The following is a 20,903-nucleotide window of genomic DNA, read 5'->3' on the forward strand; positions in this document are numbered from 1 at the left end:
ATTAGGCCTCCCCTGTTTCGTCAATACCAATGACAATGCGAGTATCGCTGAGGTACATATATTTAGGGATAACGAGGTTTAATGGCGCTGGAACGCCTTGAAAAACCCGGCCAGCCATATCAAATTTAGAACCATGACAAGGACAGAAGAAACCTGATTTCACGCCTTGAACTTGTTCACTAAAAGAGTCAGGTAAATAGCTTGGTGAACAACCAAGGTGGGTACAAATACCAACAGCAACAAAATACTCAGGCTTTATTGAGCGGTAAGCATTTTGAGCATAATCTGGTTGTTGTTGCTCTCCCGATTGAGGATCTCGAAGTTGATTTTCAATCTCTTTCAACCCATCAACAACAGATTGAGATCGACGAACAACCCATACAGGCTTGCCACGCCACTCGACACGGACCATTTGCCCTTCTTCAAGCTTTCCGATTTCAACTTCAACAGGGGCACCCGCGGCTTTTGCTCTTGCACTTGGGTTCCAAGATTTAATAAAAGGAACGGCGACAGCAGCTGCACCTAAACCACCAACAACAGCTGTTGTTGCGGTTAAGAAACGTCTGCGGCCGTTATTTAAAGGCGCATTGCTCATCCAAACATTCTCCCATTTGCTCCTTGTGGATTATTGTTATTCCGCTTATAAGAGCATGGCTAACAAAATACGAATCTAGTTGTATTTATTTGATGGCAAATGATAAATAAAACCCTACTTTTTGACAAGATAAAGCTACTTTTTTGTAACATTCGTGAAGTAAATCGCACGTGACGTCACAAAAGGGGCATTAAAGATTAATAACTAAATGATGTGATTAGAGAAGTGAATTTTTGTTTACGCTAAAAAACAAAAAAGCTCGGTATAAATACCGAGCTTTTTGAATCGCAATTCCCAGTAAAACTGGAAGCGTATATCTTCTGATATAAAAGATTAACGCTTAGAGAATTGTGGTTTACGACGTGCTTTACGTAGACCAACTTTCTTACGTTCAACGCAACGAGCGTCGCGAGTAACGTAGCCAGCTGCACGTAGAACAGGACGTAGTGATTCATCGTATTCCATTAGAGCGCGAGTGATACCGTGACGGATAGCACCTGCTTGACCAGAAATACCACCACCTTTAACAGTGATGTATAGATCTAGTTTCTCTGTTAGTTCAACTAGCTCAAGAGGTTGTTTAACAACCATACGAGAAGTTGGACGACCAAAGTAAACATCAAGGCTACGCTTGTTGATTACGATGTTGCCGCTGCCTGGTTTAATAAAAACGCGTGCAGCTGAGCTTTTGCGACGGCCAGTGCCGTAGTATTGATTCTCTGCCATTTTCGAAATCCCCAATTAGATGTCTAGTACTTTTGGTTGTTGAGCAGCATGGTTGTGCTCAGCGCCAGCGTAAACTTTCAGCTTACGGTACATAGCACGGCCTAGAGGACCACGTGGTAGCATACCTTTAACCGCTAGCTCAATCGCCATTTCAGGCTTACGAACAATCAACTTATCAAAAGTGATTGATTTTAAGCCGCCTGGAAATTCAGTGTGACGGTAGTAAGTTTTAGCTGCTGCTTTGTTACCAGTTACAGTAACTTTCTCAGCGTTAACAACGATGATGTAATCACCAGTGTCTACGTGAGGAGTGTATTCAGCTTTATGTTTGCCACGTAGGCGAGATGCAATTTCACTTGCTAGACGGCCAAGGGTTTTACCCTCTGCGTCTACGATATACCAGTCGCGTTTTACAGTTTCTGGTTTAGCAACGAAAGTTTTCATGCTAATAATAACCCGTTAAATAAAATTTACACTAAAAGGAGCATATTGCTCCCACTGTCTAAGAGTCCAGTCATCACCCCTTCGAGCGCTTGGTGCTCTCGGTCTTATGTTTCAAAGAAACTGACCTGCAGTAACGGTGGGTCGCAGGATTATAGAGAAGTCAGTTGAAAAAATCACCCCTTTTTGAACAAAATCACGATTTTTATTTCAACTTAAGTGTAAGTGCAAAATCCGCTACGCAAGGTGCGGTTTAGCTAAATACTCATGGCTTTGCATTTCAATAAGACGTGATTGACAACGTTTAAACTCAAATTCGAGTAATCCACCAAGATAAAGGTTTTTTAAGTCAACCTCTGCGGAAATAATCAACTTCACTTGACGCTCATAAAATTCATCAACCAAGGCAATAAATCGTCTTGTAGCATCATCAATGGTGCTATCCATCTGTTTTACATTCGCTAAAAGCACAGTGTGATAAATTTTCGATAGTTCTATATAGTCATTTTGACTGCGAGCACTTTGACAAAGTTGCTCAAAAGTGGCGTGAAGTACGCCATCACTCGCTTTAACTACGGATAAAACACGGTGGTTTATTTCGATTTGATTAATAACAGCCTTCCCCTCACCAGTCAGCTGTGAATAGTAAGTCTGCAAATTGTTATCCGCTTTAGCATCTAAAGGGAAATGGTAGATCTCAGCTTGTTTTAAAGTCCTCAAGCGATAATCGATACCACTATCTACATTAAGCACTAGACAGTTGGATTCAATTAAATGAATCGCAGGTAAAAAGCGAGCTCGCTGTAATCCATTACGATATAAATCATGCGGAGGAATATTGGACGTAGCGACCAAAACCATCCCTCTTTTAAATAGAGCCTGGAAAAGTGTGCCGAGTATCATTGCGTCGGTGATATCAGAAACAAAAAACTCATCAAAACAGATAATTTCAACTTCAGACTTAAATTTGTCAGCCACTTTATCAAGAGGCTCTTCAACACCGTCTAGCAGCTTTAGTTCATCATGAACACGGTGCATGAAACGGTGAAAGTGAACACGCATTTTCTTAGTAGTTGGCAATGACTCAAAAAACGTATCCATCAGATAAGTTTTACCCCTTCCAACACCGCCCCAAAAATACAAACCTTTTGGCGGTATGACTTGAGGTGCTTTACGACCTAACAACTTTTGAAATGCTGAAAATGTCACCACTGGTTGGTTAAGATAATCTTGTAACTGGTGATACAGTAAATCTAAAGCATCGACGGCTTGCGCTTGCGCGTCATCGTGCTGAAAACCAAACTTTTCTATATCTTGTCTGTATTTCTGTTTAGGTGTCATAACCGCCTACTGCATCGAATGAAATGGGTACTGATATTTGGCGTATTTCGCTTTATCGACTAGAAGAGTCATAGTAACATGTCCAAACGACATGTGTAACCAACAGGTAAAAAACATGTTAAATAACAACAATAAGGAGCTGTTATGCCTTGGATATATGCCGTTGTAGGCTTACTGGTAGGGGCGGTGCTAGGAGTGATTATTTCTCGACTCACTACGCCTCAGTATAAGAATCAAAAGTCTCTACAAAAAGAATTAGATAACGCGAAATTTAACCTAGAGCAACAAAAGCAAGAGCTGTCTGACCATTTTGCGCAAACAGCAGAAATGTTAGACACGTTAGGCAAGGATTACACAAAGCTGTATCAGCATATGGCGAAAACCTCTGCCGATCTTTTACCCAACATGCCAGAACAAGATAATCCGTTTATCAAAAAAATTGCCCAACATAATGAGTCAGACAAAGTTGATAGCAGTATTTTAGAGCAAGCACCTAAAGATTACGCCAATGGCGCAACGGGGCTTTTTAACACCCCTGAAAAAGAAATCATTCGATCTGCAGACGTCGTTAAGGTGAATGCTTCTTAATTGTCTATCATGAACTTTATAAAGGTTTTTGAGTCATAATCCTCACGAAGAGTGTTGAAGTTTAATATTTAGTACAAATATTAAACTTCGAAGGCATTAATCCAAAGGAGCTAATGATGAAAAAACCTTTACTCGTCCTAACAGCACTGTCTTTAAGTTTAAGTTCAATCATCACCCCACTGCCAGCTATTGCTGCACTTCCCTTCTCCGTAGATGGCGAGCAACTCCCTAGCTTGGCACCAATGCTAGAACGTGTGACCCCCGCCGTGGTCAGTATTTCTGTTGAAGGAACGCAGGTATCTCAGCAGCGAATTCCAGAACAGTTCAAATTTTTCTTTGGCCCTGACTTTCCAATCGATCAACTTCAAGAACGACCGTTTAGAGGGTTAGGTTCTGGCGTGGTCACCGATGCCGATAAAGGTTATGTCGTCACTAACTACCACGTAATTAATGGGGCCGATAAAATATTAGTCACTCTTCATGATGGTCGAGAATACGATGCAGAACTGGTTGGTGGCGACAAAATGTCCGATATCGCTTTGCTTAAATTAGAAAAAGCGAAAAACTTAACGCAAATTAAAATTGCAGATTCCGATCAATTACGTGTTGGAGATTTCACTGTCGCTATCGGCAATCCATTTGGTCTTGGACAAACCGTTACCTCTGGTATTGTGTCAGCACTTGGCCGTAGTGGTTTGAATATTGAAAATTTTGAAAACTTTATCCAAACCGACGCAGCAATTAACAGCGGTAATTCCGGGGGTGCTCTGGTCAACCTCAATGGTGAATTGATTGGTATCAATACTGCTATTTTAGGGCCTAATGGCGGCAACGTGGGGATCGGCTTTGCTATCCCATCAAATATGATGAAAAACCTCACAGAACAAATTCTAGAATTTGGTGAAGTAAAACGTGGCATGCTTGGTGTCCAAGGTGGAGAAATTACCTCTGAACTTGCTGATGCTTTAGGTTATGAGTCAAGCAAAGGAGCGTTTGTCAGTCAGGTGATTGAAGGTAGCGCCGCAGACAACGCAGGGCTAAAAGCAGGTGATGTCATTACTACCCTTAATGGAAAGAAAATTGACACATTCAGTGAATTAAGAGCAAAAGTGGCAACCTTAGGCGCTGGTAAAGAAATCACTTTAGGCGTTATGCGCGACGGTAAATCTGAGACATTTAAAGTCACATTGGGTGAAAACAACACCAAAACCAAAGCTGAACAACTACATGAAGGCTTAACTGGGGCGGAGTTAACCAATACAACAGACAGTGATCCTATCGCTGGAGTGAAAGTCACCAATATAGAAAAAGGATCGGCCGCTGAAGCCTATCAATTACAGAAAGATGACATCATTATTGGCGTCAATCGTAAGCGAGTAAAAAACCTAGCAGACTTGCGAGCTCTGTTAGAGAAGAAATCAAGTGTGCTTGCACTGAATATTCAACGTGGAGATAGAACAATTTATTTGGTTGTTCGTTAACACATATCATTAGGTACATTTGTTCAGTGGGGCAGCATATTGAATGCTGCCCTTTCCTTATTTAAGCAGGTAGTGCTATTCTTCCCCTTTCAGACTCAGAAAAATATCCTGAGTAAATCATAAGTTTTATTTGGGGAAAGTATGCTTAGTTTTCTAGCCCGTTCCGTTGGAATTGGATTAATTATCGGAGTGATTCTATTACTGGCTATTCCTTCCCTACGCTCAAATGTTCTAACCACACCGAATAATGCCGAACCTGCCGATATCGGTTCACTGCAACTATCCTTCAATCAAGCGGTTCGTCGTGCAGCACCGGCCGTGGTCAATATCTACAACCAGAAATATACAGAAAATGGCTCGAAAAAGTTATCAATTCAAGGCTTAGGCTCTGGTGTTATTGTTAGCGAGAAAGGCTATATCATCACCAATTATCACGTGGTGGCGCAGGCCGATCAAATTGTTGCCGCACTGCAAGACGGTCGAATTGCAGCGGCACAATTGGTGGGTAAAGATCGTCGAACAGATATTGCCATTTTACGAATTGAAGGAACAAACTTACCAGTAATTCCGCTTAACTCGGACTATTCAGCTAAGGTTGGTGATGTAGTTTTAGCCATCGGTAACCCTTACAACCTAGGGCAAACCACTACATTTGGAATCATTTCAGCAACCGGACGATCTTCTATCAGTGCCGATGGTCGACAAGCCTTCATTCAAACGGATGCGGCAATTAATGAAGGGAACTCTGGCGGGGCATTAGTTAATACGCAAGGTGAACTAGTAGGAATTAATACAGCATCGTTCCAACAGGCAACGAATATGGAAACCTATGGGATCTCCTTCGCCATTCCATACAAGCTTGCTAATACCATCATGGAAAAAATCATCGCTGATGGACGTGTTATCCGCGGTTACATCGGTGTTGATGGACAAGACATTACACCAGTCACTTCACGGCTGCTTGGCAGTGAACATATGGGCGGCATTGTCGTACTAGGCATAGATCCTAATGGCCCGGCGGCGGAAGCTGGATTTGCAGAGCGTGATATTATTCTAAAAATTGATGGTAAGAAAATTAATGGCCGGCAAAATGTTATGGATATCGTAACCGATCTGCGACCAGGCAGAACCGTTGAAATATTAATTCTTCGCAAGGGTGAGGAAGTTACCTTGCCAGTGACGATTGCCGAAGATTTACGTGAATAGATTTAATAGTTAAAAACAATCATCACCGCCTAGAGTGGTGATTTATAAATGATTAACAAAAAGCCCCGACATTCGGGGCTTTTTGTTGGTTCAATTACTCTTCTTCAGCTAAGGATGTCGCAGGTTCTGCTTCAATCTCAATACTGGTGACGCGCTGTAAACCTCGTGGTAATAAGCAACCTCTGCGTCCTCGTTCACCACGGAAGTTATCTAAATCGCTCGCTTTCAATCCAAGCTTACGTTTGCCCGCATAAAGTGTAATGGAAACACCTTGTGGTAAAGACATTAAGTGAGAAACAAACTCTTCACGATCTTTCGACTTCGCCGCAGGAATATTGATGATCTTATTCCCTTTACCTTTGCTTAACTGAGGTAAATCTTTGATAGGGAAAAGGAGCATTCGCCCTTGGTTAGTAATCGCCAGAATCTCATCCGCATCAAGGTTACCAATCGCTTGTGGTGGCATGATTTCTGAATTTTCAGGCAAGTTGACCAAAGCTTTACCGCTGCGGTTCTTCGACAGTAACTCACTACCTTTGCATACAAACCCATAACCAGCATCAGAGCCGACTAGCCACAACTGGTCATCTTCACCCATCACAACTTGGCGAATTGACGATCCCTCGGTGATATTTAAGCGCCCAGTAATCGGTTCACCTTGGCTACGTGCAGATGGTAGAGAATGTGACTCCAATGAATAACTTCGCCCATCACTACCTAAGAACACCGCCTGCTGGTTACTCTTACCACAGGCATGAGCAAGGTATTGATCACCCGATTTATAGTTTAAACCTTGGCAATCGACATCATGCCCTTTGGCGTGACGCACCCAGCCTTTTTCTGAAAGCACAACAGTAATCGCTTCACTTGGTACCAGATCACGCTCTGTTAATGCTTTAGCTTCAGCACGCTCAACTAATGGAGAACGACGATCATCACCGTACTTATCAGCGTCTGCTTTAATCTCTTTTTTCAATAGCGTATTCAGACGACGTTCTGAGCCTAATAGTTGCTCTAGTTTTTCACGCTCTTTTTCTAGCTCATCTTGCTCAGCTCGAATTTTGAACTCTTCTAATTTAGCAAGATTACGCAGTTTAATATCCAGAATCGCATCAGCTTGAATTTCTGAAATATTAAAACGACTCATTAAAACAGGTCGTGGTTCATCTTCGGTTCGAATAATTTCGATGACTTCATCGATATTCAAATACGCCGCTAACAAACCTTCTAAAATGTGCAAGCGAGCCATCACTTTATCAAGACGATATTGCAAACGACGACGTACCGTTGTGCGACGAAATTCAATCCATTCCGACAGTACTTGTACTAAGCCTTTCACTTGCGGACGGTTGTCTAAGCCGATCATATTCAAGTTAACGCGAAAGCTTTTCTCTAAATCTGTCGATGCGAATAGATGACTCATTAATAAATCACAATCGACACGATTTGAACGTGGCACGATTACGATACGGGTCGGATTTTCATGATCCGATTCGTCACGTAAATCTTCAACCATCGGCAGCTTTTTCGCACGCATTTGATTGGCAATTTGCTCTAGTAACTTAGCGCCAGATACTTGATGAGGGAGCGCTGTAATGACGATATCAGCACCTTCTTTGTGCCAAACCGCACGCATTTTCACACTACCGCGACCAGAGCGGTAAATTTTCTCGAGATCGGCCTTCGGTGAAATTATTTCAGCTTCGGTTGGATAATCTGGACCTTGAACATACTGCATTACATCAGGCAGATCAGCACCAGGGTGATCAATTAAGTGAATAGTGGCCTCGGCAATTTCACGCACGTTATGTGGCGGAATATCCGTTGCCATACCGACTGCAATACCAGTTACCCCATTGAGCAGAATATGAGGCAGGCGTGCTGGTAGCATTTGTGGCTCTTTCATAGTGCCATCAAAGTTAGGCTGCCAATCCACATTACCCTGACCAAGCTCTCCGAGTAATACCTCAGCAAACTTAGACAATTTCGCTTCGGTATAACGCATTGCCGCGAATGATTTCGGGTCATCTGGTGCCCCCCAGTTCCCTTGACCGTCCACTAATGGGTAGCGATAAGAGAAAGGTTGCGCCATCAATACCATAGCTTCATAACATGCTGAGTCGCCATGTGGGTGGTATTTACCCAACACGTCACCAACAGTACGGGCTGATTTCTTATATTTTGCCGCAGCAGAGAGACCAAGCTCTGACATGGCATAAATAATACGTCGTTGAACCGGTTTTAAACCATCACCAATATACGGTAATGCACGGTCCATAATGACGTACATCGAATAGTTAAGATAAGCGTCTTCGGTAAACTTGCGCAGCGGCAGTTGTTCAACGCCATCATAGGTTATTTCTGTTGACATCTATTACACCTCAGCCATATCGCCATAACGTTGCAGCCACGCACGGCGATCATCCGCTCGCTTCTTACCCAGCAACATATCCATCATTTCATCAGTTGCGGCAGCATCATCAATCGTCAATTGAACCAAACGACGCGTATTCGGATCCATCGTCGTTTCGCGTAGCTGAAGCGGGTTCATCTCACCCAGACCTTTGAATCGTTGCACGTTGATTTTTGCTTTTTTCTTACTTAGACGCTCTAAAATGCCATCTTTTTCAGCATCATCTAAGGCATAAAACACTTCTTTACCACAGTCGATACGATACAAAGGTGGCATAGCCACAAAGATATGCCCCGCTTGTACAAGTGCTTTAAAATGCTTGGTGAATAAGGCGCACAATAATGTCGCGATGTGTAGTCCATCAGAATCTGCATCGGCAAGAATACACACTTTGCCGTAACGTAAACCATCTAGGTCATCGTTATCTGGGTCAATTCCTAACGCCACGGATATGTCGTGAACTTCTTGGGAAGCAAGAACTTGATCAGCAGAGACTTCCCATGTGTTCAATATTTTACCGCGCAACGGCATTACCGCTTGGAATTCACGGTCACGAGCTTGCTTGGCAGAACCTCCTGCCGAGTCTCCTTCGACGAAGAATATTTCGGTGCGGCTAAGATCTTGTACTGAACAATCGGTCAATTTACCCGGCAAAGCAGGCCCTGACGCTATTTTCTTACGTACCACTTTCTTACTGGCGCGCATGCGGCGATGAGCATTTGCAATACAGACTTCAGCCAATTGCTCGGCCAATTGAGGTTTTTCATTTAACCATAAGCTGAAAGAGTCTTTAAGCACGCCAGAAACAAATGCAGCGGTTTGACGTGAAGAGAGACGCTCTTTGGTTTGGCCGGCAAACTGCGGGTCTTGCATCTTAACCGACAGCACATAAGAACAGCGGTCAAAGACATCTTCACCCGTTAATTTAACGCCACGTGGCAACAAGTTGCGAAACTCGCAGAATTCGCGCATTGCATCGAGCAAACCTTGACGTAAACCATTAACGTGCGTACCACCTTGAGCGGTTGGGATCAGGTTGACATAGCTTTCGGTGATCATCTCACCGCCTTCTGGTAGCCATATCACCGCCCAGTTTGCCGCTTCAGTATCAGCAACAAACTCACCAGTAAATGGCTCTTCAGGCAATAAGGTGTAACCCTTGACGCCTTCGGCGAGGTAATCTTTTAACCCATCTTCGTAGTACCAACGATATTCGTTGTTGTTCACTTTGTCGCTAAAGGTAATCTCCAGACCAGGACAAAGCACTGCTTTGGCACGCAAGTTGTTGATTAGGCGAGTCACCGAAAAATTGGGGGAATCAAAGTAGCTGGTATCTGGCCAAAAGTGGACGCTAGTCCCTTTATTGCGACGCCCACAAGTACCGGTTACGGTCAACTCTTCAACTTTATTGCCATGTTCGAATGCCATTTCATACACTTGTCCATCACGGCGAACGCTGACTTCGACTCGTTTAGACAAGGCGTTCACGACAGATATGCCAACGCCATGCAGACCACCAGAGAACTGGTAGTTTTTATTGGAAAACTTACCACCTGCATGCAATTTACAGAAAATAAGCTCTACGCCTGAAATTTTCTCTTCAGGGTGAATATCAACAGGCATACCACGCCCATCATCAATCACCTCTAGTGATTGGTCAGCGTGGAGAATAACTTGCACCTTGGAGGCATGTCCGGCTAGCGCTTCATCGACACTGTTATCGATAACTTCTTGGCCCAAATGGTTCGGGCGCGCTGTATCCGTATACATCCCTGGTCGGCGACGTACTGGTTCTAAGCCATTAAGAACCTCAATGGCTCCAGCATTATATTGTTCAGTCATAATACGGAATGCTTTTATAGATAAATGATTCGTTACTTTTTCAGCAGTCTATGAATTGTGTGATTTTGATTAATTAGTGACAACAACGCTGAATCTTTCAACGTTACAAACTGCAAAAGTATAGGTGGAACATAGTCTGGAAGAGGCTTGCTTATGTCAAGTGAGATGAGTAAGTAACAGGTAAAATTATGACTCCTCCCTCAATGAAGCTCTCAGAGTTTGAGGAAATCGATGATTTGTTGTGGGTAGCGCTCAAAATTAACAAAGCTATGATCTCCCCCCAATTCAACAGTCTGTTTCGAACCAACCAGTTTATTAACGGCTTGGCGGTAATCCAAAACCTCATCGCCCATTTGCTGTAGCAACCACAATGAGTTGACATTATTAATCGAAACTTCTAGCGCCTTAAGCTCTTCAATGTGCTTAGCTTGCAACACATAACGCTCTTGAGTGTATGGATTAACTTGCTCTCCCAGAAAGTCAGCCAACAACTCATAGGGCTTAATAGCTGGGTTTATCAGCACAGCTCTAAAATCAAATAGGTGGTTCAACCAAATAGACAGATAGCCGCCAAGTGAACTACCAACTAAGGCAATCTGATAATGCTCTTGATATTGTTCAACGATATCAAGTAGGTGCTCTGCTGCTTGGGCAGGAAAAGAAGGAAGCTTAGGCACAACCACTTTGATGTCTGGGCGATGCTCATTGCAATAATTAAGCATCACTTGTGCTTTATGCGATAACGGTGAACTGTTAAAGCCATGGATATAAAGAAGCATTGGCTGACGTTTTGTCATATTAGTATCCATTGGCATTAAAATCGGGTTGAAATACACCGTTGGCCAAACGCTTTACTTGAGTCTTGATTTGACCATCAGACAGTAGCTCTATTTCTCGCCATCCTGGTGAAGTGCGATCTAAGGCAAAATCATCCGAATTAGGCTTAAATTGAATGCAAGTGGACGGCGTAGCCATGACTCTAACACCGTGGTGCAGTTTATCCATGTTTTGATGAACATGACCACACACAACCGCTTTCACATTGTGATGCTGGGTAACCACATTCCAAAATGCATCACTGTCTTTCAAAGTATGCTGATCAAGCCAAGCACTACCAACCAATAACGGATGATGATGAAGCAAAACTAAGGTATGCCGTTGTGGGTATGCTGATAATTGTTCATCCAGCAGTGCGAGTTGTTGATCACTCAATCGGCCATGGGGGACGCCCACTACCTGAGAGTCAAGCAAGATCATTTGCCAATGCTTACCGAGTAAAACATGTTCTGGCTGCTGGATTTGCGCCGAAGGAAATACGCTTCCCATATTGGGTTTAAAATCGTGATTACCAGGCAACCAAAAACACGTTTTATCTAACGCAGCAATGCCATCAGCAAAACGCAGGTAAGATTCTGCACTGTGGTCTTGAGAAATATCTCCAGTCGCCACAACTGCATCATAAACCACGTTTTGCGCGCAGATCTCCGCAACGACAGCATTAAAGCTATCGACGGTATTGACGCTTAGCAAACTGCCATCTTCCGGAGCAAAAAGATGCGTATCGGTGATTTGTAGCAGTTTTATGCTGTCTGTATTGTCTAAAGTGGGCGACACGTTCAAAATCTATTAATCCAAATTGAATGACTAATGGTTTAGTTTTTACGAATATTGTTAGTCTATGCGAATACTATCAGTTCTTAGGAATACTAATAGGTGCACGGCTGATACCGTGCTTCAAGCAAAAGGTTAGCCAATCTCCCAAGAAACGATTGAGCTGTGCTTTCTCATCTTTTTGAAGCATTTTGCGATTGGGATAATCATAACGCGCTTGCACTTGATTTAACTGCTCACTTGAGCAAACTTCCGACATACGCGCATCATGGTAAAGCCTGACAGACATTGATGGCAATGGAAACACCGAAACGTCATCACTCTGACAAATCTCCACTAAAGTTGTGTACTTTGTGACCTCTAGCACTTGTAATTGATATGTCATTTTCGCAGCTTGATAGCAGCGCAAATCACCGACGCTCGGCTGCTGGGGCAACAAAGCGTTAAGCTTAGCGTAATTGGTTTCGTACACGCGCATTAACTCTGGTAAATCAACGTGATACGTTTTTTTCAATGCTAACTCTGCCATAGTGATTGTAAATGCTGATAATTAAGCTCTAACCATTGCAATGCAATTATTGAGGCACCGTTCTCAATTTGTCCGCTTTTCACCAATTGGTAAGCTTCATCGCGGCTCATAACATGCACTTTAATGTCTTCACCTTCATAGTCTAACCCATGCACACCTTGCGCTTTAGTCGTATCCACTTCGCCGACAAACACATCTAACCTTTCAGAACAGCCTCCTGCTGATGGATAATAAGAGGTGATTTTTTCGATTCGGCCAACTTCCACTCCCGCTTCTTCTAGCGACTCTCGGCGCACCACTTGTTCGGCACTTTCATCGGTATCAATAATGCCAGCGACAATCTCTAACTGCCAAGGCTGTGCATGTTCTAGTGCACCGACACGGATCTGCTCAATGATCACCACTTCATCTCGAGTGGGATCATAAGCAAGCATCGCCGCGGCATGGCCTCTTTCGAACATTTCTCTTTCGATAGGTGCACTCCACCCCCCTTCAAACAACTTGTGCTTAAAACGGTATTTCACCATTCGGAAGAAACCTTGAAATAGTGATTCTTTTGAGAGCACTTCCACATCCGCAGGTGAAAAATTGATGTGCTGCTTATCAGACTGTTGCATTTGAAACCTCACTCGGTGAATCTCATAGTTTAATCATGGAATTCATCGACTACCAAGGATATTGCTCAACTTTTTATATAAAAATTGTATTTTTATTTAAGTTAAACGCAAAATTTATTGCACAAGTGGACAGTTATATGTAAAAAAGTGCAAAGTTTCGAGTGAATTACCACCAATTTAAGTTAAACTCTTGGTAAATAACCTTCTTACATAATTAAGGCAGGGAATAGGACTAATGAAAAAACTGCTTCCTCTATTCATCAGCGCGGCATTAGGCAGCCTGAGTACTTCAGTATGGGCAGACACTCTGGCTGATATCTATAATCAAGCAAAAGAGAATGACCCGCAATTATTGAGTGCAGCAGCTCGTCGTGATGCCGCTTTTGAAGCGATTACTTCTAGCCGCAGTAGCTTATTACCACAAATCAACTTAACTGCGGGTTACAACATTAACCGTAGTAATATTGATCCTCGGGAAAGTGATAAGTTAACCGCTGGCATCAATTTCTCCCAAGAGCTTTACAATCGTTCTAGCTGGATAACCTTGGATACAGCGGAGAAAAGCGCTCGTCAGGCTGACTCAACCTATGCAGCAACACAGCAGAGCCTTATCTTGCGCGTTGCTCAATCTTACTTTGAAGTGCTGCGCGCCCAGGATAACCTTGAGTTTGTCCGTGCTGAAAAAGCCGCTGTCGCTCGCCAGTTAGAACAAACCAAACAACGCTTTGAAGTTGGTCTTTCCGCGATTACTGATGTACATGATGCACAAGCTCAGTACGATGCTGTATTAGCCGACGAAGTTTTAGCTGAAAACAGCTTAGTTAACAGCTATGAAGCATTGCGTGAAATAACAGGGCAAGAGCACACCAATTTAAATGTGTTAGACACAGATCGTTTTTCAGCCAGCAAAACAGCGACTTCAATGAATACGCTGTTGGAAGAAGCACAGCAGAAAAACCTCAACCTCTTAACCGCTCGTATTGCTCAAGACGTTGCTAAAGATAACATTTCACTCGCCAGCTCAGGGCATTTACCATCACTGACATTAGATGCTGGCTATAACTATGGTGATGAAAGTAACGACCATAACGCAAGTTCGAATCTTGATGCTTATAATGACTTCAATATTGGTGTGAACTTGGTTGTCCCTCTGTACACCGGTGGCAATATCAGCTCTCAAACCAAGCAAGCTGAATTTGCATACGTTGCAGCAAGCCAAGATCTTGAGAAAACTTACCGTAGCGTTGTCAAAGATGTTCGTGCTTATAACAACAATATCAGTGCATCGATTGGCGCATTACGTGCTTATGAACAATCAGTCATTTCAGCGAAATCAGCATTAGAAGCAACAGAGGCCGGTTTTGACGTAGGTACTCGTACTATCGTTGATGTACTGGACTCAACGCGTCGACTATACGATGCAAACAAAAGCTTATCTAACGCTCGCTACGACTACCTGCTAAGCGTCCTTCAACTGCGCCAAGCGGTGGGTACTCTTAGTGAACAAGATATCTTAGATATTAACGCTGGCCTAAAAGCCGCTGGTTAATTCAAAACTTAACTAAGAAAGAAAAGCCGCTGATTTTCAGCGGCTTTTTTGTAGTTTACGTGTTTTTACGACGCAGTTGAAAACGGAACTATAGCAACAGAACCACTAAAGATTAGCCTCGGCCACCTTTAATCGCTTCAATTATTTCAGTAGTTGAACAACCGTCTTCAAAGTTGAGCACTTTAACACTACCACCTGCTGCGATAACTTCTTTACCACCAGCGATATCTTCAGGTTTGTAATCACCACCCTTCACCAATAAATCAGGCAAGACTTCAGCAATTAAACGTTGAGGCGTATCTTCGCTAAATGGTACGACCCAATCAACCGCACCTAACGCAGCCAGTACCGCCATGCGGCGATCTGTTGGATTAACAGGACGACCAGGGCCTTTGAGACGTTTCACTGACTCATCAGTGTTGACTGCAACAATTAAGCGATCACCTAATTGCCCCGCATGGTTAAGATAAGAAACATGACCAGCATGCAAAATATCAAAACAGCCATTAGTCATGACGACCTTTTCACCTTTGGCTTGCGCTTTTTTGACCGCTTCAATCAGTGCTTGCTCACCAATTACGCCGTAGTCGGTGTCTTTACTACCATGAACGGCTTCAGCAAGTTCAATGGTTGATACGGTTGAAGTCCCCAATTTTCCGACAACGACACCAGCTGCAGCATTGGCTAACGCACACGCTTCATCCAGTGGTTTACCTGCAGAAACGGAAGCGGCTAAAACAGAAATGACGGTATCACCAGCCCCCGTTACGTCATACACTTCTTTGGCTAAAGTTGGCAGATGGAAAGGCTTTTGACCACGTCTTAGCAGAGTCATGCCATGTTCACTGCGAGTCACCAACAATGCCTCAAGGTCAAACTCTTCGATCAAAGCGAGGCCTTTATCGACCAATTCTTGATCCGATTTTACTTTACCCACGACATGCTCAAATTCAGCCATGTTAGGAGTCAATAAAGTAGCACCACGATAGCGTTCGAAGTCAGCACCTTTAGGGTCAATGAATACTGGTACCTTAGCAGCACGAGCTTTTTGAATCAGTTGCTGTACGTGCTCTAGCGCGCCTTTTGCGTAATCAGACAAAATGACCGCTTTCACGTGCGGTAACGCTTGATCCATGCGAGATAAGATCAACTGTGGATCGGTATTTTCAAATTTGTCTTCAAAGTCTAAACGGATCAATTGTTGACCACGGCTTAATACACGCAGCTTGGTAATAGTTGGGTAATTTGGCAACGCAACAAAATCGCATTTCACTTTCAATGCAGTTAGTGTTTCGGTCAATACTCTTGCTGGTTCATCTATTCCTGTCAAACCTACGATATGCGCGTGGCCACCAAGCGAAGCAATATTCATTGCCACGTTCGCCGCTCCACCTGGGCGCTCTTCGTTATTCTCTACTTTTACTACAGGAACCGGAGCTTCTGGTGAAATGCGCCCAGTAGGGCCATACCAGTAGCGATCGAGCATTACATCGCCAATAATAAGTACACCTGCATCGCTGTAGTCAGGTAGGATTGGTTTCATTGTGGATCTCCAATTTTCGTTATTATGCTGAGTGTAACACAGCTAATAGAGCGCCTAAAACTCTCAACCTAACCACTGATTCCAAACCTCAGTGACCAGTTTCCTTTCTTCAGTAAACTTACTTTCGTCCACATCGGCATCTAAGTTGAGTAAATTGCGATGATGGATTTGGTTGCGCATCGATGTATAAGCCTTCGTCAGTGCTGCCGCCTGCTGCTCTTCCATTACACCTTGAACCAGTAAAGATTCAAAAATACGCACATTATCCGACCAATAGGTTAATTTTGGCTTGTCATAACTAAAACGTAAAATGAGATATTGAGCTAAAAATTCGATATCGGTAATCCCACCAATGTCTTGCTTAAGCATAAAACGTCCGGCTTTTTTGCCACCCAAGTGCTCACGCATTTTAAGTCGCATCTCGACAACGTCTTGTTTAAGCTTAGTTTCTTCTCTTGGTAGGGATAAGATTTCATGACGCGTTTGATTAAAAGCGTGTTGTAAGGGTTCGTCGCCATAAATGACTCTCGCCCGCACCAGAGCCTGATGCTCCCAGGTCCAAGCATCATTGCGCTGATACTCATCAAATGCCTGAGCAGGGCTCACCAGTAACCCGGAGACTCCCGAAGGGCGTAAACGTGTATCGACCTCATAGAGAATACCTGATGCGGTGCGTATAGAAAAAATATGGATGATGCGCTGTGCTAAGCGTAAGTAAAACTGACGTCCATCGATCTCTTTTTGGCCATCAGTATACGAATCGATAGGGCAATCGTGCATAAATACGATGTCGAGATCTGAGTTATAACCTAGCTCCCATCCCCCCACTTTGCCATAACCAATCACAGCAAACCCTTTTCCATCACGGTCTTTTAAATGCCTAGGTTGTCCATATTTGGCACTGACTTGCAACCAAGCCTGGTGAATGACCGCTTCTACAATGGCTTCGGCAAGATAGGTTAAGTGGTCACTCACTTTCATGACAGGCAAAGCACCTGCAATATCAGCAGCGGCAATACGTAAAATGCAAATCTGTTTAAACTGGCGCAGCGCTTCCATTTGCTGTTCCATATCATCTTCAGGAATACGAGCTAAAAAATCGCGCAATTCAGTTTTGTAAGCCGAAAGTGAAATGGGATTATACAGATGCTGAGGGTCTATCAGCTCATCTAGCAAAATAGGATAACGACTCAATTGTTCAGAGATCATTGGGCTAGCGGTACACAAACGGACCAATTGGGTCAAAGCGGCGGGATGTTCATCAAGCAACTCTAGATAAGTCGTTCGCGTGACGATTTTATACATCAAATGCAACACGCGTGATAAACCAAACTCGGCATCTGGATGTTGGAAAATAGCCTGAAAAACCTTAGGCATTAAACGATTGAGTACATCACGTCCACGAGGGCCTAGCGTTTTTTTCGCTAAATCGTCTTTAAACTGAATCAATACCTTCGCAATATCAGATGACTGAGCGCAAGCAAGATCTTGCTGAAGAATGCTATCGATAACATCTGGCTTATGCGCCATATCCCACAATTCATGGAAATGCTTGGCTATCGTATTCTCTTCTTCCTCTTCATCATCGCCAATCAGGGCTGCAAACACTTGGTGGACATTAGCCATGTGCTGTTGGATATCCGTCAGTAATATTCGCCAACTCGCACACTGCATTGCGGTCGCTAAACGAAGTTGGTCAATATCATTATCGGGCAGAGTTTGAGTCTGTTTATCAGCCATCGCTTGCAATAAATTTTCTAAACGACGCAAGAAATGGTAAGCCTTGCGTAGATGCTCGACCTCTTCTGTCTGTAACAAGGCTAGCTCTTCAATAGCGGTTAACGTTTCGAGTAATCCACGTTGTCGCAGGCTCGGTTCACGACCTCCACGGATCAATTGGAAAACCTGAGCAATAAATTCAATTTCCCGAATACCACCAGCGCCTAATTTAATATTGTTTTGCAACCCACGGCGACGTACTTCGCTGCTGATCATCGATTTCATACGGCGCAATGATTGGATTGCACTAAAGTCAATGTAGCGTCGAAAAACAAATGGGCGCAGCATTTGGCGCAACTCTTGATACTGCGGGTACATTTCACGCCCCATGACCCGAGCTTTAATCATGGCATAACGCTCCCAGTCACGCCCTTGCTCTTGGTAGTAATCTTCCAGAGCGGCATAGCTCATCACCAGAGGACCACTCTCACCAAACGGACGCAGACGCATATCAACTCGGTAACAGAAGCCATCAAAAGTGTGCTGATCCAGTGCTTTAATGATTCTCTGACCTAAACGAGTAAAGAACTGAGCATTGGCGATGCTACGACGCGCACCTTGAGTTTCACCATTTTCTGGGTAAGTAAAAATGAGGTCGATATCTGAAGAAAAGTTAAGCTCACCGCCACCCAATTTCCCCATACCAATAATCAACATTGGTTGGGCCTCACCATCGGCATTAGTGGGGGTTCCCCATTCTGAGCAGCACACTTGATACTGCCATTGATAAGTTTCAAAGATCAGCGCTTCAGCCAAAGCCGATAGGTGCTCTAAACTCTCTTCTAGCGGCCAAGAGGCGGTAAAATCACGCCATGCAATATAGACCATTTCTCGATTACGGAATTGGCGTAATCTGCGATGAAAACTCATTTCATCGTTACAGGCTGCCAGTTGCTTGGCTAGCTCACTGCGGTAGCCATCAAAACGTGACTTACTTTGGTGTGATAATGATTCTGTTTGTGCCGCATCTTCTAGCATATGAGGTAATTGCTGACACAGCACCTCATCACGCTGCAGTGCTTCTCCAATAAATTGACTCAACCCCAGTACGTAAATTAGTTCAGATTTGAGTAATTCAGGCCACTGCTCAATACAAGGTTGTTGTTCTAGAAGCAGCTGATAAGCAGCTTGAGCGGAAGAGTTAAGTACAGAAGGCAATCGCATGAGGCATCCTTGTATTTTGATATCAATGCTTAAGCACTAGCATCAGTTAATATTTTGCGACGAATTTTTGTTGAGACGATATTTATACCAAACTTGCTGCAATAAAAAACGCCCAACAACAAGAATTGTGGGCGTTGATTCAAGGTTATTACAGTATCGGTTTACACTTTGAAGAGGGTAATTTTACGGTCAAGCTCTTCAGCATTGTTTTGCATGATTTCCGAGGTTTCGAGCAATTCTCCCACCACGGTTACCGACGCTTCAACCAACTCACGAACATTGGTCAAGTTTTGATCCATCTCTTGAGCCACACTCGTTTGCTGACCTGCAGCCGTCGCTATTTGAATGTTCATGTCATTAATGCGTCGCACTTGGTTGACAATACCATCTAATTCACTACCGGCATTAGTCACTAGTTCAACCCCTTCAGCAGCTTCTACTACGCTTTTTTCCATCAGATCAACTGCTGAATTTGCGCTACTTTGTAATTGCGAAATCATCTCTTGAATTTCAATGGTTGCCTGTTGAGTACGCTGAGCTAGGTTCCTAACCTCGTCCGCAACAACCGCAAAACCACGCCCAGCTTCACCTGCGCGCGCCGCTTCAATCGCGGCATTCAATGCCAATAAGTTGGTTTGCTCTGAAATACTTTGAATGGTTCCAACCACACTGCCAATGGCGACAACACGTTCCTCAACTTGGTTGACCGCTTGCGCTGACGCTGAGATATCTTGCGACAACTCACTCATTTTGGTGATGGTACCTTTAACGAAACGCTGCCCTGTCTGCGCCTGCCCTGATGCCTCTTCGGTTAAAGATGACGCCGTTTGCGCGTGTTCAGCAACCGTTTGTACCGTAGAAGTCATTTCACTCATGGCGGTAGCCAGTTGATCAATTTCGTTAAATTCTTCTTGTGCCGACTCTTTCGTTTCTGACATGCTGATTGTCATAACTTCCGTTAAAGCGGCTAATTCTTGGGAGGATTCAATCTGCACTCTGATCACATCTTGCAGTTGACGACGGGTTTTATCGAGTTCGCGAGCCACATCACCGTATTCATCTTTACACTCCATATTAATCGGAGTGGAAAGATCACGGCTTGCCATCAGTTTGATTGAATCACTCAAATATTGAGTTTGACGCAACATGATCTTGGCTGCCGCTAAAAGCAACACAACAAAAATAATGATGATTAACGCCGTTTGCCAAATAACTTGTGTAATATAAGCATCATAGTGTTGTTGGGCAATATCGAGATTCTGGGTTACGGCTAGTAGTGATTGGTAAAAAGTGTGCGCATCCCAAAGCTGTTTGGCGATAATTAATACTGTACTGAACACCATCAGCATCACCATTTTAGGAACAAGGCGAATATCGGTAATCACTCGCTCCCATGGTTTAAACGCCATCGTAGCCATTGTTAGTTCTCCACTAAGTCTTAGACATTGAAATTGTTTATAATTTTGCTCACTCTGAAA

General features: G+C 43.6%; 17 protein-coding genes. 4 read left to right on the forward strand and 13 right to left on the reverse strand.

Annotation, left to right across the window (positions count from 1 at the left end; genetic code table 11):
• Position 1: 1 nt before the first annotated feature.
• The 4 genes from petA to zapE all read right to left on the reverse strand — a co-directional run bounded on the left by petA (position 2) and on the right by zapE (position 3,103).
• Complete coding sequence (gene petA, locus EYW48_RS01260) at positions 2 to 595, reverse strand: ubiquinol-cytochrome c reductase iron-sulfur subunit (RefSeq protein WP_053310765.1); 594 nt, start codon at positions 593 to 595, stop codon at positions 2 to 4.
• A 333-nt stretch (positions 596 to 928) separates the two neighbouring features.
• Entirely contained in the window at positions 929 to 1,321 is a 393-nt protein-coding gene (gene rpsI / locus EYW48_RS01265; RefSeq protein WP_010318040.1) for a 30S ribosomal protein S9, read from the reverse strand.
• Between the two features lie 15 nt (positions 1,322 to 1,336).
• Positions 1,337 to 1,765: a 50S ribosomal protein L13 gene (gene rplM / locus EYW48_RS01270; protein WP_053310764.1), complete on the reverse strand. Its 429-nt coding sequence runs from the start codon at positions 1,763 to 1,765 to the stop codon at positions 1,337 to 1,339.
• Between the two features lie 234 nt (positions 1,766 to 1,999).
• Positions 2,000 to 3,103, reverse strand: coding sequence for a cell division protein ZapE (gene zapE / locus EYW48_RS01275; protein WP_168521076.1), 1,104 nt, complete (start codon positions 3,101 to 3,103; stop codon positions 2,000 to 2,002).
• Between the two features lie 144 nt (positions 3,104 to 3,247).
• Between zapE and zapG the strand changes: the two genes are divergently transcribed.
• The 3 genes from zapG (at position 3,248) to degS (ending at position 6,378) form a co-directional block, all read left to right on the forward strand.
• Complete coding sequence (gene zapG, locus EYW48_RS01280; protein ID WP_053310762.1) at positions 3,248 to 3,691, forward strand: Z-ring associated protein ZapG; 444 nt, start codon at positions 3,248 to 3,250, stop codon at positions 3,689 to 3,691.
• A gap of 116 nt (positions 3,692 to 3,807) precedes the next feature.
• Positions 3,808 to 5,172, forward strand: coding sequence for a DegQ family serine endoprotease (locus tag EYW48_RS01285; RefSeq protein ID WP_053310761.1), 1,365 nt, complete (start codon positions 3,808 to 3,810; stop codon positions 5,170 to 5,172).
• A gap of 141 nt (positions 5,173 to 5,313) precedes the next feature.
• A complete protein-coding gene (gene degS / locus EYW48_RS01290) occupies positions 5,314 to 6,378 on the forward strand; it encodes an outer membrane-stress sensor serine endopeptidase DegS (RefSeq protein ID WP_168786540.1) in 1,065 nt (354 codons plus the stop codon).
• A 94-nt stretch (positions 6,379 to 6,472) separates the two neighbouring features.
• Here the strand turns inward: degS and parC are convergent, their stop codons facing one another.
• The 6 genes from parC to nudF form a co-directional block, all read right to left on the reverse strand.
• The gene (parC, locus tag EYW48_RS01295; protein WP_277431776.1) at positions 6,473 to 8,749 is read right to left on the reverse strand and encodes a DNA topoisomerase IV subunit A; all 2,277 of its coding nucleotides are present in this window, start codon (positions 8,747 to 8,749) and stop codon (positions 6,473 to 6,475) included.
• A gap of 3 nt (positions 8,750 to 8,752) precedes the next feature.
• Positions 8,753 to 10,633 carry a DNA topoisomerase IV subunit B gene (gene parE, locus EYW48_RS01300; RefSeq protein WP_053310758.1) on the reverse strand — a complete coding sequence of 627 codons (1,881 nt, stop codon included), beginning with the start codon at positions 10,631 to 10,633 and terminating at the stop codon, positions 8,753 to 8,755.
• Between the two features lie 212 nt (positions 10,634 to 10,845).
• Positions 10,846 to 11,430, reverse strand: coding sequence for an esterase YqiA (yqiA, locus tag EYW48_RS01305; RefSeq protein ID WP_053310757.1), 585 nt, complete (start codon positions 11,428 to 11,430; stop codon positions 10,846 to 10,848).
• A gap of 1 nt (position 11,431) precedes the next feature.
• Positions 11,432 to 12,253, reverse strand: a complete 822-nt coding sequence (gene cpdA / locus EYW48_RS01310; RefSeq protein ID WP_171979729.1) for a 3',5'-cyclic-AMP phosphodiesterase — start codon at positions 12,251 to 12,253, stop codon at positions 11,432 to 11,434.
• 70 nt (positions 12,254 to 12,323) lie between these two features.
• The gene (locus EYW48_RS01315; RefSeq protein ID WP_053310755.1) at positions 12,324 to 12,773 is read right to left on the reverse strand and encodes a DUF1249 family protein; all 450 of its coding nucleotides are present in this window, start codon (positions 12,771 to 12,773) and stop codon (positions 12,324 to 12,326) included.
• Positions 12,761 to 13,390, reverse strand: a complete 630-nt coding sequence (gene nudF / locus EYW48_RS01320) for an ADP-ribose diphosphatase (RefSeq protein WP_053310754.1) — start codon at positions 13,388 to 13,390, stop codon at positions 12,761 to 12,763. Before nudF ends, EYW48_RS01315 begins: the two co-directional genes overlap by 13 nt.
• A 235-nt stretch (positions 13,391 to 13,625) precedes the next feature.
• Between nudF and tolC the strand changes: the two genes are divergently transcribed.
• The gene (gene tolC, locus EYW48_RS01325; protein WP_172532220.1) at positions 13,626 to 14,939 is read left to right on the forward strand and encodes an outer membrane channel protein TolC; all 1,314 of its coding nucleotides are present in this window, start codon (positions 13,626 to 13,628) and stop codon (positions 14,937 to 14,939) included.
• Between the two features lie 112 nt (positions 14,940 to 15,051).
• Here tolC and hldE read toward each other — a convergent pair whose 3' ends face one another.
• From hldE to EYW48_RS01340, 3 genes are all read right to left on the reverse strand, one after another.
• Positions 15,052 to 16,482, reverse strand: a complete 1,431-nt coding sequence (hldE, locus tag EYW48_RS01330; protein WP_171979732.1) for a bifunctional D-glycero-beta-D-manno-heptose-7-phosphate kinase/D-glycero-beta-D-manno-heptose 1-phosphate adenylyltransferase HldE — start codon at positions 16,480 to 16,482, stop codon at positions 15,052 to 15,054.
• Positions 16,483 to 16,545: 63 nt separating this feature from the next.
• Positions 16,546 to 19,425 (reverse strand): bifunctional [glutamate--ammonia ligase]-adenylyl-L-tyrosine phosphorylase/[glutamate--ammonia-ligase] adenylyltransferase, encoded by a 2,880-nt coding sequence (gene glnE / locus EYW48_RS01335; protein ID WP_277431777.1) that lies wholly within the window; start codon positions 19,423 to 19,425, stop codon positions 16,546 to 16,548.
• 161 nt (positions 19,426 to 19,586) lie between these two features.
• A complete protein-coding gene (locus tag EYW48_RS01340) occupies positions 19,587 to 20,843 on the reverse strand; it encodes a methyl-accepting chemotaxis protein (protein ID WP_053310750.1) in 1,257 nt (418 codons plus the stop codon).
• Positions 20,844 to 20,903 lie beyond the last annotated feature (60 nt).

This window comes from Vibrio sp. 1180_3 (genome assembly GCF_029478545.1).
In the GTDB taxonomy this organism is placed as follows: domain Bacteria; phylum Pseudomonadota; class Gammaproteobacteria; order Enterobacterales; family Vibrionaceae; genus Vibrio; species Vibrio aestuarianus.